The sequence below is a fragment of the Vibrio sp. 2033 genome (assembly GCF_033339735.1).
In genome coordinates this window covers 1-13,236 of record NZ_JAWOVC010000040.1, presented here as the reverse complement: position 1 = coordinate 13,236, position 13,236 = coordinate 1, and the positions used below count along the sequence as shown (strand labels likewise).

The 13,236-nt window shown below is 39.9% G+C and carries 15 protein-coding genes; 2 read left to right on the top strand and 13 right to left on the bottom strand.

Going from position 1 to position 13,236, the window contains the following annotated elements; all coding sequences use genetic code 11:
- Nucleotides 1-816: 816 nt before the first annotated feature.
- The 4 genes from R7P74_RS23610 to R7P74_RS23595 form a co-directional block, all read right to left on the bottom strand.
- Nucleotides 817-1,722, bottom strand: a complete 906-nt coding sequence (locus tag R7P74_RS23610; protein WP_170890296.1) for an Imm49 family immunity protein — start codon at nt 1,720-1,722, stop codon at nt 817-819.
- 162 nt (nt 1,723-1,884) lie between these two features.
- Nucleotides 1,885-2,667 (bottom strand): Abi-alpha family protein, encoded by a 783-nt coding sequence (locus R7P74_RS23605; RefSeq protein ID WP_225474470.1) that lies wholly within the window; start codon nt 2,665-2,667, stop codon nt 1,885-1,887.
- A 150-nt stretch (nt 2,668-2,817) separates the two neighbouring features.
- Complete coding sequence (locus R7P74_RS23600) at nt 2,818-3,639, bottom strand: phospholipase D-like domain-containing protein (protein WP_225474311.1); 822 nt, start codon at nt 3,637-3,639, stop codon at nt 2,818-2,820.
- A gap of 143 nt (nt 3,640-3,782) precedes the next feature.
- A complete protein-coding gene (locus R7P74_RS23595; protein ID WP_051118181.1) occupies nt 3,783-4,178 on the bottom strand; it encodes a hypothetical protein in 396 nt (131 codons plus the stop codon).
- Nucleotides 4,179-5,693: 1,515 nt separating this feature from the next.
- Here R7P74_RS23595 and R7P74_RS23590 point away from each other — a divergent pair.
- Together R7P74_RS23590 and R7P74_RS23585 are read left to right on the top strand one after the other, a co-directional pair.
- Nucleotides 5,694-5,936: a type II toxin-antitoxin system Phd/YefM family antitoxin gene (locus tag R7P74_RS23590; protein ID WP_005442033.1), complete on the top strand. Its 243-nt coding sequence runs from the start codon at nt 5,694-5,696 to the stop codon at nt 5,934-5,936.
- Nucleotides 5,937-5,943: 7 nt separating this feature from the next.
- Nucleotides 5,944-6,243, top strand: a complete 300-nt coding sequence (locus tag R7P74_RS23585) for a type II toxin-antitoxin system RelE/ParE family toxin (protein ID WP_015296889.1) — start codon at nt 5,944-5,946, stop codon at nt 6,241-6,243.
- A 170-nt stretch (nt 6,244-6,413) separates the two neighbouring features.
- On the opposite strand, the gene R7P74_RS23580 is transcribed toward R7P74_RS23585, so the two are convergent.
- From R7P74_RS23580 to R7P74_RS23540, 9 genes are all read right to left on the bottom strand, one after another.
- The gene (locus tag R7P74_RS23580) at nt 6,414-7,142 is read right to left on the bottom strand and encodes a hypothetical protein (protein ID WP_225474312.1); all 729 of its coding nucleotides are present in this window, start codon (nt 7,140-7,142) and stop codon (nt 6,414-6,416) included.
- Nucleotides 7,143-7,313: 171 nt separating this feature from the next.
- Nucleotides 7,314-7,649, bottom strand: a complete 336-nt coding sequence (locus R7P74_RS23575; protein ID WP_054730774.1) for a zinc ribbon domain-containing protein YjdM — start codon at nt 7,647-7,649, stop codon at nt 7,314-7,316.
- 252 nt (nt 7,650-7,901) lie between these two features.
- On the bottom strand, nt 7,902-8,183 hold the full coding sequence (locus tag R7P74_RS23570) for a barstar family protein (protein ID WP_151514934.1): 282 nt from the start codon (nt 8,181-8,183) through the stop codon (nt 7,902-7,904).
- A 148-nt stretch (nt 8,184-8,331) separates the two neighbouring features.
- Nucleotides 8,332-8,862, bottom strand: coding sequence for a hypothetical protein (locus R7P74_RS23565; protein WP_225474313.1), 531 nt, complete (start codon nt 8,860-8,862; stop codon nt 8,332-8,334).
- 142 nt (nt 8,863-9,004) lie between these two features.
- Entirely contained in the window at nt 9,005-9,835 is an 831-nt protein-coding gene (locus R7P74_RS23560; RefSeq protein WP_225474314.1) for a GIY-YIG nuclease family protein, read from the bottom strand.
- Between the two features lie 144 nt (nt 9,836-9,979).
- Nucleotides 9,980-10,882 (bottom strand): immunity 49 family protein, encoded by a 903-nt coding sequence (locus R7P74_RS23555; RefSeq protein WP_262634507.1) that lies wholly within the window; start codon nt 10,880-10,882, stop codon nt 9,980-9,982.
- A gap of 647 nt (nt 10,883-11,529) precedes the next feature.
- The gene (locus tag R7P74_RS23550) at nt 11,530-11,928 is read right to left on the bottom strand and encodes a DUF6232 family protein (RefSeq protein WP_318123228.1); all 399 of its coding nucleotides are present in this window, start codon (nt 11,926-11,928) and stop codon (nt 11,530-11,532) included.
- 137 nt (nt 11,929-12,065) lie between these two features.
- Nucleotides 12,066-12,551: a GNAT family N-acetyltransferase gene (locus R7P74_RS23545; RefSeq protein ID WP_225474347.1), complete on the bottom strand. Its 486-nt coding sequence runs from the start codon at nt 12,549-12,551 to the stop codon at nt 12,066-12,068.
- Between the two features lie 172 nt (nt 12,552-12,723).
- A complete protein-coding gene (locus tag R7P74_RS23540; protein WP_053304442.1) occupies nt 12,724-13,128 on the bottom strand; it encodes a hypothetical protein in 405 nt (134 codons plus the stop codon).
- Nucleotides 13,129-13,236: the final 108 nt, after the last annotated feature.

Here is a 13,236-nt window from a genome sequence, read left to right as displayed (position 1 = left end):
TTCCAATACCAAGGAAAAATAATATGTATTTTGCAATTTGCTTCTTTTGCATATTAATTCCTCCAAGCACATAACGCTCTGCTAAGGGGTGAGCAACGCAATACCGAAGCCGCCGCATACCACCTTGATCACTAAATTCAACGCATAGTAAAAATGCCACGCGTTGCGAATCCCTCTTGAGCAGTTTGTTAGTCGCGAGGCACCGAGCGCCAATTTTAAGCCGAACTAAACTTTGCGAACAACAAACTTTATGTGCTTTGATGCATTTAAGTCAGGCGTAGTCTCAAAGCGGCTACTCAATGAAACCACTTAGAACAAACAACTCCGTAGAAAACGGACTGACAACACCAAAAAGCGCTTTTGGAAAGCCAATCTCACAGTGCTGACTTTCAACAAAGTCACTGAAGCCACGTGGAACTTACCACACCAGAGAAAACGTCATTTCAGCGAATAAATCAGCTTTTGAACCACCAAACTCACCGAGTAAAGTTGCAACCAAAAACAAATTCTCGATTGCCCTGCTATGTCACCACCAAAGAACAAAACAACCGCGAGGACAGTTACAAAACTTTGGACTTTAAACAGCTGAAACTGAGTTTTGACCATCAACGATGAATCTGTATACCAAACAAACAGCTGCTAAACTTTGAGCTCAGAAACATGATTTTGATTGCTAGCTTTATCTGGCGACTAACGCCCTGTTAAGGTGTGAGCAACGCAATACAAGAGCTGCCGCAAACCACCTTAAACACCAAACGCAACGCATAGTAAAAATGCCACGCGTTGCGAATCACTCTTAAACAGTTTGTTAACTAACTACGATTTGTAAATATCTAAAAAGCTATAGCTCGGCTCGGGCATATTACGGGTGTAGAACGCTTCTGGAACATAATCCGTTTCAAACCCTAAGCGAAAACCGTATTTCTGGTAAGTAAGCTTTGCCAGTGCCAGTAACGGCATAGCAAAATAGCCTACACGCTCTTCCTTTAACTTTTTTTGACTCCAATACTTGTGGTGCCCTTTGACCGCTTCATACATCGCTTGTTGATATTCCGCTTCACCACAACCTGATTTGTTTAGAACTTTTGTCATCACATTAATCGTTGGCAAATCGACAAGGTTTGCGTGTTCAAAGGCTAAACCCTCAAGATACTCAGGAGTACTTACATCAATGAACTTCTGAATTAACGACTTAACGTCACCAGATTTTATTCCGAGCATAACCATTTGGAGCTCAAAGAAGGTACGAGACCGAACATTATACCACTCAGTGTTTGGGTGGTCGGCTAGGTTGGCAAGGTACTCGATGTCACTCACCTGCTCACAGAATAAAGATAGCCAACTTAAGTAGGTTAGATATAGCGCACCTTCAAGACCATTGTATTCATCTTTCTTTGCTACTAGAGTGACCTCCGCTTTGGGGAGCACAACCGAAATCGTATCTCCATCACTCAATAGCTGTGACTGTACTAATTTAATATCAAAGTACTGATGCATATCCATTGCTCTAAGACTAGATTCTATGTCTCCAGCCTTGTGGTATAAACTACTGGTTAGATAAAGGCCTGTAAGACTCACGCTATATAAATCGACTTTCCCGATTTTAGAGTAACGCTCAAAGTCATCAAGCAGTCGTTTACATTTCATCCCGTATGGGTTAGAAAGTCTCTTTAGGTAGTCTGCATGACATGGTATTGGTTTAAAGTGTTCTTTTGATGTCATATAAACATTTCTCTTTAATTTATTAACTGGATCGAAGGAGTTAGTTAACGCCCAATTAAGGTGTGAAGCACGCAACTACGAAACTCAATTTGACTACCGTAAACACCGAACTTAACGCAAACTAAAAGTGCCAAGCGTGCTGAATCACTCTTAAATTGTTTGTTATATGCGCCCGAGAACCCCACAACTGACTAATAAGTCGTGGCCTAAACCCGACAAACCAACCCTGATGTTGTACGAATAATCCAAGTGAGCTGGAATAATTTCGTTGTTTTGCGCTCTCTGGTTTTGAAAATGCGCTTCTGTTGTAGAAATAACTTGAATTATTTCTAGCCGTTTAAGGTTATTCCAAGCAACCTCTAACTCACCATCCGATACTTCATTATTAATGACTTTGTTTTCAGCTAACTGTTCTATGAACACACCAAACATAGGATCACCGTAATTACCATAATGCGCGTCTATGTCTTTATGTTCTAAATAGCCATTGAAGATTGAGTTGATAGACAAAGAGGATTCAACTATCAATTTTAACAAGTTAGCTTCAAATGGTGATAGTTGCTGTAAGATTGCAATATGAGATGGATGAGCGGATTCTTGATGGCTCTTTTGAAATGCGCCTGAGATCAACTCAGCAAACATCAACTTTAAAGTTTCGTCATCACATACAGCATAAAACCCCTCTAAACTATTCTTCAAGCGGACGGGGTTAGGCAAAATTAAGTCATCTTTATCAACACAACTCAAGTCTTTAACTAATTTCTCTTTTAGCCAATCTCTAGCTCCCTTTAAGCCATAATTCACTCCTGAAATCGGTGACAGCAGCTCTATGAGCTGGCCAGCGTCACCAAGAACATTACCAATATGCTTTGCAAAAGGTTGCAAAGTATCTTGATAAATATCCGTTCCAACAGCTTTAATTACTTCATTTTCAGGATTAGACATTAAATTCTCCTACTAATCTCCAAAAGGGGCATATAACGCCCTGTTAAGGGGTGAGCAACGCAATACCGAAGCCACTGCATACCACCTTAAACACTAAAACTAACGCATAGTAAAAATGCCACGCGTTGCGAATCCCTCTTGAACAGTTTGTTATGCGTGTGCTGATTTGTGCGCCTGTTTTAGAGCAATAAATTGCTCAGCAAAATCTTCAGCTAGTTCTCTACTGTCTGTGATAGTAATGCTTTCATTATTGTATTGAGCATTCTTAGTCCAGTTGTATGAGCCATGAACTACCTTTTTAAAGTCAATAACACAAAATTTATTGTGCATGATTTTCTTGCCCCAAGGACTTGAGGGAGCAATCTTATAGTACTCAATACCTTTGGTTGAGAAGTCTAAGCCGTATTTGCTTGTCGTAGAATCATCATTAACGATGACCTGTATATTTAGACCATCACGGTGCTTGTTAAGTAAGGCATTGCCGATTTCTTTATCGGTGAACCAAGCCATTGCTACCCATATTGAGAATTTGGCTTGCAAAATACTTTCTAAAATTCGCTGACGTATTTCTTGAAAGTATGCTTCCACATCAACAGTGGAATCTTCAATGTTACAGCCTGAGACAATAAAAACACCGAGAGAGTTTTGTTCTAACGAGTAACCGTCGTGCTTAATGATCTCATTAATGCCAACGGCTAGTTCGGCATAATTTTCTGAACGCCTACTATCAACTAACCCCTCAACCATTAACTTCATCTGATTAGTCCCATTGAGAAACTTTACAGTTTTCAGAACATAATCTTTTCGGCTTGCTGATTCAGGTAATCCACCATTTTGAAAAGAGTAAACGTCCCTAACACCAAATAAATTGAAGAACTTCACCAGATCAGGTCCTGACATATACGGAGCGTCTGAATCGTCACCTGTGACAAAACCTTTTAGAGCTTCAATAGAAAAATCTGATAATTTCATACTCTACCAATATTCGTAAAAACGCATAACGCCATGCTAAGGTGTGAGCAACGCAATACCGAAGCTCCCGCATACTACCTTAAACACAAAACGCAACGCATAGAAAAAATGCCACGCGTTGCGAATCACTCTTAAACAGATTGTTATATGCTTGCCAATGCTTTCGCAACGTCCATTTCAATATGATGCAATTTCATCTTTTTATCGATAATCTCTTGTTCTGTAAATCTACTATTATTTGACCAATAGATTCCTTTGAAAAAGCAACGTTCAGCTAGTTCTGCATTGTACTCGCGTACAAGAATGGAGGTTGAGTACCAACATTCTGATAATTCCCTTTCGACAGTGTCTGACTTAGACTCAGCATTATCAAGAACAGACTTCATGTACACTGCTGTTCTGTCTAAAGAGGTCATTAGTGACTTAATAGCTTCATTTTCTTTCTTCGCTTTGTTTTCTTTACGGTTTACGTAAAACTCTACCCATTTGATCGCTGCCTCACTTAACGAAGATACATCTGAAATTTCTAGTAATGCCATTAAAACTCCTAATTAAAAATTAACTTGGGCATATAACGCCGCATTAAGGTGTGAGCAACGCATCCACGAAACCTAACCATACCACCGTAAACACTGAACCCAGCAATGGAGTGAAAAATGCCATGCGTTGGGAATCACTCTTAAATGCTTTGTTATGGCACTTTTGCTACCGCATGTAGTTTCTTATGATGTCTGTATTACCTTGATAACGCGGAGAATGCATGGCTACACCCCAGATCAGATTAACAACAAAGCCTCCATAAGCACCAATAAACGCAAAAGGCAGTGATAGGTATACGATTGGAATAATGCGAAAACTCAGACCTAAATCGTTAATGTACTTGATATACTTATTCGTGTTGAACAATAGCCACCCGCTACACCCCAAAATGATCAAATACAGAAAGACTTGTTCTACTTTCATAAAAGTTGCGATAACAACTAATGCGAAGCAAGCATTAAATGGTATGTAGAAAACCGAGTATGTCTCTCTAGTTAGTAACACTCTTTTTCGAGGACTTACCACGTTAATGAGTTTGATTAGAAGATACCTAATCCGCATACACGCACTAGCCAGCAGACACGCAACAATGAAGTAGCCCAAATACATTAATAGGATTAATGCCATACTTTATTCCCTTAAAGCAAAAAACGAGGAAAATCATATAAAAAACTTCAGGCTAAATATTATACAAAATCAAATAATGACCTGATTAACAAGAAGTTTAGTCTAGATTTGATATTGAGGAGTGCCATAACGCCTTGCTAAGGTGTGAGTAACGCAATACAAAAGCTACCGCACAGTGCCTTAAACACATAAGCCACCGCAAAGTAAAAATGCCACGCGTTACGAATCACTCTTAAGCAATTTGTTAGTACATGCGCTACTTCTATTTATGCGCTCCAAGATATTGAAAACTAGCATGATATGAAAGGCTTTGAACACTGAAGTGAGACGGGCAGCTACAAAACTTTACCCCGATTGAAAGACGAAAGTTGGCTAGAAGAAAAATGCACTGAACTCCCCTACTTTCACTCACTTCAAATTAGGAAAGGATTCGATCTTCGCGCTCCGACGGCAGCGCCAATAGCAACCAAGATTTACTCAGAAGCCTCCACAAAAATGAAGAAGCACCAAAGAAATAGGCTAAGAGTTAGAAACCGTAAACGGTGAAGTCAAAGCAAACACTCCGCATATAGTGCCACCGGAAAGAACGTGAAAGGTACAAACTGAAAGGTGTAAAGACGAGCGCAGAAACAGATAAACACCAAAACTTATGACCTTTGATGTAAAACCCGTACTAACGCCCTGTTAAGGGGTGAGCAACGCAATACCAAAGCCACCGCATACCACCTTAAACACTAAAACCAACGCATAGTGAAAATGCCACGCGTTGCGAATCCCTCTTGAACAGTTTGTTAGTTTGCATTTCGCACAAATCGCACGATTTAATTAAATTGCACATTTCATGCGATATATTATAATCTAACTGTACACTCAATTGGGAACTGACCATGCATACATTAACAGCCAATGATGCCAAACGAAATTTCGGCGAACTACTTCTAAGCGCACAACGCGAACCAGTAAAAATCAGCAAAAACAGTAAAGATACTGTCGTTGTCATGTCCATTCGTGACTTTGAAGAGCTAGAAGCTATGAAAGTTGAGTACCTCAAACACTGCTTTAAATCAGCCAAAGAAGACTTGAACAATGGGAACACTGTTGATGGCGAAAGCTTTCTAAATTCGCTGTAACTCACTTATGCAAAAGAACAAATACAAGCTAAGTAACTTAGCACAATCTCACTTGCGCAAGGTCAAAAACTACACTGTTGAAAACTTTTCTGAATTACAGTGGCGCAACTATAAAGACACTTTGCTATCGGGGTTTCAGATGCTAGCTGATAATCCAGGTTTAGGAAGAAGTTGTGACGAGATATACCCAAATGGCTTTTATTTTCCGATTGGAAAACACACAGCTTATTTCACCAAAGAAGATGACTTTATCTTAGTCGTTGCTGTTTTAGGTCAATCACAACTACCCCAGAATCACCTGAAATAACATGACTTTCACCCTAGAAACAATAACTGGGGTGAGAGTTTATCCATGCAAACTAACGCCCTGTTAAGGTGTGAGCAACGCAATACCAAAGCCACCGCATACCACCTTAAACACTAAACGCAACGCATAGCAAAAATGCCAAGCGTTGCGAATCACTCTTAAACAGATTGTTATGTTTCTCTTTCTATCATCTGCTTTAAAGCACTAAAACTAACAGAATTACTCAATGTACGCCTGTTAGGATGCTCGATCCTAATTGCTTTTAGATCGGGATATTGAGGGATTCTAACTTCAGCGATTAAGTTCAGAGTCTGCTCTGCAAGCACGCCATCTAAAAAGCTCAACTTCGGTAGGAACTGAACTTTATTACCAAAGTGATGCTTAATAAAAGAATCTCGTGTACTTCCCGTTGTAAAAATTACAATATCAGGTCTAAGTATTGAGAACTCTTCAGCTAGGATATTGAAATACTCTCGCTCCAAATTTCGTATGGAAGGGCTTGGTTTTCCACGTCCATCGTTACCTATTTTTGAAATGTTATTCCAGATAAATGACACAGTCTTACTGCTAAACTGTTCGGTAAGCTTTTCTTGGAAAAACCTAAAATTCTTTCTATTCCAAAAGGCTCGCTTCCCTCGATTTTTGCCGCTCCCGGAAATTTGATGAAAGTAATTAAAGTACTCATTCATTAGGTTTTCGACTGTTGCATCACCAGCATTCAACTGTCCACACCATCCATCTGTCTCTTGACCAACTATCATTACCTTAACGTCTGAATCGATGTAGGTTTGATCAACTTTGATGAGGAGAGGGTTTGAAGCTTTTGAAGACAATCCGCTTGCTGCTTCTAGCAAGGCATCCCACTTTGACCTATATAAGCTTTCTAGTTCTTGATTCATTATTACCTCAGAAATCAATCGGAAACATAACGCCGCATTAAGGTGTGAGCAACGCTACCACAAAACTTAGCCAGACCATCGTAAACACAAAACCCACGATGGAATGAAAAATGCCAAACGTTGGGAATCACTCTTAAATGCTTTGTTATGGCGATACTTAACTTCGCGAGCCTAAGCTTTTTTCACGAACGCCGCTGTTACCATCATTTCTCCAGCACCATCGACCTTGCAGTCGAGTTGGTGGTCTTTACTATCAAAAATACGCCTGACAACTGCTTTTGTACCGATTTTCAACACCAGGGAGCTACCTTTAACTTTAAGATCTTTTGCCAAAGTAACTCTGTCACCCTCGGCTAACAAAGTACCATTTGCATCCTTAACATTAATAAGTTCATCTTGGGCAACTTCATCAGGGTTCCACTCAAACGCACACTCCGGACAAACCAAGTTAGCTTGATCTTGATACACATACTCAGACTGACAATTTGGACAAGGAGGGAATGACATAAACTTTCAACTTTTCGATTAACAGTTGATATATGATAAGTTGATAACGCTCGATTAGCGAGAGGCATGGCACTATATTTAGTAATACCAACTGTGCTACCTAACTCGAATTATTCCGAAAGCCATAACGCCGCGTTAAGTAGTGAGCAACGCCATCACCTTGCCTAAACCATTGTGCTGTGAACACTAAAGCTGAATCAAACGAAAATGCCGAGCGTTGCGAATCTGTCTTAAACGCTTTGTTATAGCGCATTAGTTCCAGTCTACTCTGGTACCTATATTTGGAAACTCTCGGCTCAAACCATCAAAACAACCTTTTAAGGATTCGAAACTCTCAGGGAGAATTGACTTCAAATGACTAGAACCTACAAACTCTATTACTTGAGGTAAATCCGAATTGCGTAGACCTGGATCACAAAGGCAATCCCAAAAAGCATCCCAGTTTTTTCCATAAAATTCTGGGAAACCAAAGCAATTAGCCATCAATTCATGAAGTTGATTTTCGTTCTCTATCATTATTAAATCAATGCGCATAGTCCCTCTCCTGATAAATGCCACTGCGCTATAACGCCCTGTTAAGGTGTGAGCAACGCAATACCGAAGCTCCCGCATACCACCTTAAACACTAAACACAACGCATAGTAAAAATGCCACGCGTTGCGAATCACTCTTAAACAGTTTGTTAGGCTTTTTTTTCTGAGGCAGCCAGCATAAATAGATCAAATGCTGCCAATTTAGCTTCTTGCTCACTATCAAAGTTACGATATAAAAACTTGCTATAGTTTCCGTCTTTAGAGTTTACCGTAGCTCCCCATTTACCACTTTTTTGATAAACAGTTACCCAAAATCCTTCAATGTTTAGACGAGGGTTTCCTCTTTGCGATAGCTTCCAGCTTCTAGTTAACCAACGTTTACGTCGGCTTGACCAGTTTTTTACTGTCCGTTCTCTTAGTTTTGCTGCGGAAATATCATTTTCCATATGACCCGAACATATACAACCAACCTTCAAAATCAATGGATAATTGTCATGCTGCATATGGTGAACATACCTGATTTCTTGAGATTCACACATTTCGCATGTTTGGTCTGTTGATTCCAGATCTTCAATGTGAACGCAACACCAACCTTTATGGGGAACACCTAGAGCAGACCATTTACCACGTTTCTGAGAAATAAGAGTTTCCTCAAATTCATAGCCAACCTCTAAATTCATAATTATCTCCATGAAGCCTAACGCCCTGTTAAGGGGTGAGCAATGCAATACCGAAGCAGCCGCATACCACCTTAATCACTAAAACCAACGCATAGTGAAAATGCCACGCGTTGCGAATCCCTCTTGAACAGTTTGTTAGGTGCTAGTTTTCATTTAAGCCATAAGCCCTTGAACCCAGTTTACTTTTATAGAAGTTTTCATATTCGATAACTTCCTTTTGCGTAAGAGATTTTGGCAAGGTGCGTAAGATGGAAAATCTAAACTCACGGTGCATATCCCTGCCACTTTCACATATGAGCTTTAGTAGCTTATTGCCTCCATGACCGGTTGAAGCGTAGTTATTCCATCTACCATATATGCCTTGGGAACCACATGCGGATCCAACATACTGAGCACCAGTACTAGGCTGTAAAATTAAATATATACCAGCCACATTTGATAAGGCAGATTTCCATTCACGATTTGCTTCAGGGTAGTTAAAAATCCGACTCAGTTCATCGAAATTAAGAACAAAGTCAAGGTAACCGGGGAATGGCCTCGCATAACCAGTAGGCAAAATCTCTACTACTTCTTTTTCTTTGATCCATTGATGCCAAGATCTGGTAGATTGACCCCAGTAAATAATGACTCTCTCTTCAAGATCCTCGAAACCTTCTACCTTTTCGAGTTTATAAAACCAATTTTCTGGGTCTTCTTTAATCTTGTAAGAGCTAGGAAGACAAATATCACCAACGCGAGAACGAGAAAGAACTTTATAAACGCCATACAATCTTGCCTTGCTATGCGGCATTCCTATAAATGACACCATATATTCGCAATCAAGAATGGGCTTAGATTGACAAGCTTGATAGGTTTCCAGTTGGCCAGTAGTCATTAGCTCATATAAATCATAACGTTGGTCTTGATGTCTAACGAGCTTTATTTTTTTGCTTGTATCCAAGCCTCGTAATTTCAGTAACTCTTCGATATTCATGATGAATTCCATTAGCACCTAACGCCCTGTTAAGGTGTGAGCAACGCAATGCCGAGGCTCCCGCATACCACCTTAAACACTAAACGCAACGCATTGTAAAAATGCCACGCGTTACGAATCACTCTTAAACAGTTTGTTAACTAACTACGATTTGTAAATATCTAAAAAGCTATAGCTCGGCTCGGGCATATTACGGGTATAGAAGGCTTCTGGAACATAATCCGTTTCAAACCCCAAGCGAAACCCGTATTTCTGGTAAGCAAGCTTTGCAAGTGCCAATAAAGGCACAGAAAAATAGCCAGTTAACTCTTCCTTTAATTTTTTTTGACTCCAATACTTGTGGTGCCCTTTGACCGCTTCATACATTACTTCTTGATATTCCGCTTCACCACAACCTGATTTATTTAGGACTTTTATCATCACATTAATCGTTGGTAAATTGATAAGGTTTGCGTGTTCAAAGGCTAAACCCTCAAGATACTCAGGAGTACTTACATCAATAAACTTCTGAATTAACGACTTAACGTCGCCAGATTTTATTCCAAGCATGGCCATCTGGAGTTCAAAGAAGGTATGAGACCGAACATTAGACCACTCAGTGCTTGGGTGATCGGCTGAGTTGGCAAGGTATTCTATATCGCTCACTTGCTCACAGAATAAAGATAGCCAAGCTAAATCTATCAGATGTGCCCCACTGATGGCGATGTGTTGAACTGTCTTCGCTCCTAAAGTCACCTCTGCTTTAGGGAGTACCACAGAAATCGTCTCTTCATCACTGAATAGCTGTGACTGTACTAATTTAATATCAAAGTACTGATGCATATCCATCGCTCTAAGACTGGATTCTATGTCACCAACCTTATGGTATAGACAACTTGTTAGAGAAAGACCTGCAAGGCTCACATCATATAAATCGACTTTGCCACTTTTATAGTAAAAATCAAAGTCATCAAGCAGTCGATTACATTTCATCCCATATGGGTTAGAAAGTCTCTTTAGGTAGTCTGCATGACATGGTATTGGTTTAAAGTGTTCTTTTGATGTCATATAAACATTTCTCTTTAATTTATTAACTGGATCGAAGGAGTTAGTTAACGCCGCATTAAGGGGTGAACAACGCAAACCACCCGACCTGAACCATTGTGCCGTAAACACTAAAGCCAATTCAAACCAAAACTGCCAAGCGTTGTGAATCCCTCTTGAATGCTTTGTTAGTTGCCAAACCTAAAGCTTTGATTTGAAGTTAATTACCGCTTTGCCAACACTAGCTTTACGTGTTTTCAAAAACTCAAATCAGGCGCAGTTTCCAAGCGCCTGTCACTGAAACCACTTGGAACATACAACGCCGTAGAAAACGAGCTAACAACACCAAAAAGCGCCTTTGGACAAACAATGTTACAGAGCTAACGTTCAACATATAAATCGGTTTCTGAAATAGAGAATACAACCACAAAAGAAACCAACGCACGATTTTACAAACCCAAATAACTAGAAATTGAAATACGAAAACCGAGCCAAAAACACACAAACCTTAGCCCTAAATATTTTGTTTTAACTGCGTTTTTCTCGTTGGCAACTAACGCCTTGTTAAGGTGTGAGGCACGCAATACCGAAGGTTCCGCATAACACCTTAACCACTAAAACCAACGCATGGTAAAAATGCCACGCGTGCCGAATCACTCTTGAACAATTTGTTATACGAATTTTTTCAGTGCCGACACTTGCTGTTCAAATAACTCACAATCTGACTTTGAGTATGACTTAGCTACATTAACCCATTGAACGTCCGTTTCATCTATGTGGCGAAACTCGACTTGAAGTGCATATTTAGAACAACGAAAAAGAGCAAAAACCAAACCTACAACCGTCAGACTAAGAACTAAAACTAGTAGCCATTGTGGCACCTCTTCCAACCTTGGAATAACTAACCAAGCTGCCCCTGAAAAAACACACACCCAGAATAAAACTTGACCTAAATTATCAAGAAAACTTAACTTTTTAACCCTAACATTGTTTATCTTAGACAAAGGATATGAGTCTTTCTCAAACCTGAACTCTTTTGAATCCAAGTTAAAATCAGTATTTTTGTACATAATTTCCCTCTATTCGTATAACGCCCAATTAAGGGGTGAGTAACGCTGCCACCCAACCTAGCGCATTGTACCGTAACCACTAAAATTGAAGTAGAAACCAAAATGCCAAGCGTTGGGAATCCTTCTTAAATTGCTTGTTATGTTCGTAGCCATTTGTACATGACGTGACTATCAACTAACCCTAGATGAGCATGCTTATATGCCTTGGGAATTGTACCTATGATTTGAAACCCCAGCTCCTCCCAAAGCTTCACCGCAACTTCATTGGTAGAGACCACGCTGTTAAATTGCATGGCATCAAAGCCAAGTTCTAGAGCAGTTTCCTGAGAATGTTCACACATAAGGCGTGCAATGCCCTTACCTCTAGCTTTGCTAGAAACCATGTATCCACAATTACATATATGGCTACTTGGCCCCATTGCATTTGGCTTGATGTAGTAAGAGCCCAGTACAACGTCATTTTCTACGAAAACAAAAGCTTTCAGGGGAGATTCACACCATAAAGTAAATGCTTGTTCTAGCGTCATATTTGGGTCAAAGGCATAAGTTTCTTGTGCCTGGATTACCGCAGAAAATGTTGGCCAAAACGACTCAAAATCGGCTTTTGTGACTTCCCTAATCATGAATTTCCTCCTAGAACATAACGCCCTGTTAAGGGGTGAGCAACACAATACCGAAGCTTCCGCATACCCCTTAACCACTAAACACAACGCATAGTAAAAATGCCACGCGTTGCGAATCACTCTTAAACAGTTTGTTAAATTACATGCCGAAAGCCATTTTTAGTACCATTAGCTAATGGTGTTCTGTCGGGCTATTGCAAGTAATAAGGTATTTTTTTAGTCGTTGCAGAGGCTCAATATTATCAAGAACAATTGTACAAAATATATTGCCAAACATTGGGACTAAAGCGGCTGTCCACGCTACGTTTGTACTCAAGTACCAATTGTTAAGTTTTGCAAAACCGACATATGAGCTAAAACTATAAAGATCAAAACACTCTTTTTTGATTGCGCAGAATACAGTTAAAACATCAAAACTTCCCCAGGTTCCAGTTTTAAGCCACATGTACGAACCATACAGTGTCGATGCGATCAAAACCAAAATCGGAGCGACAAGTCCAAACAATACAAAATCATCGCTTAGCCATCCAAGAAGTCCCCAAAGTAAAACTAACGAGAATAATATTAATAATGCCACCTTTTACCTCACTGATGTTTATTGTTGTAATTGGTGTACCCCACAAAAAGTAGACAGTACATAACTACATACTTTCGTACTCAACTGGGCTGACATGCCCCAACGCTG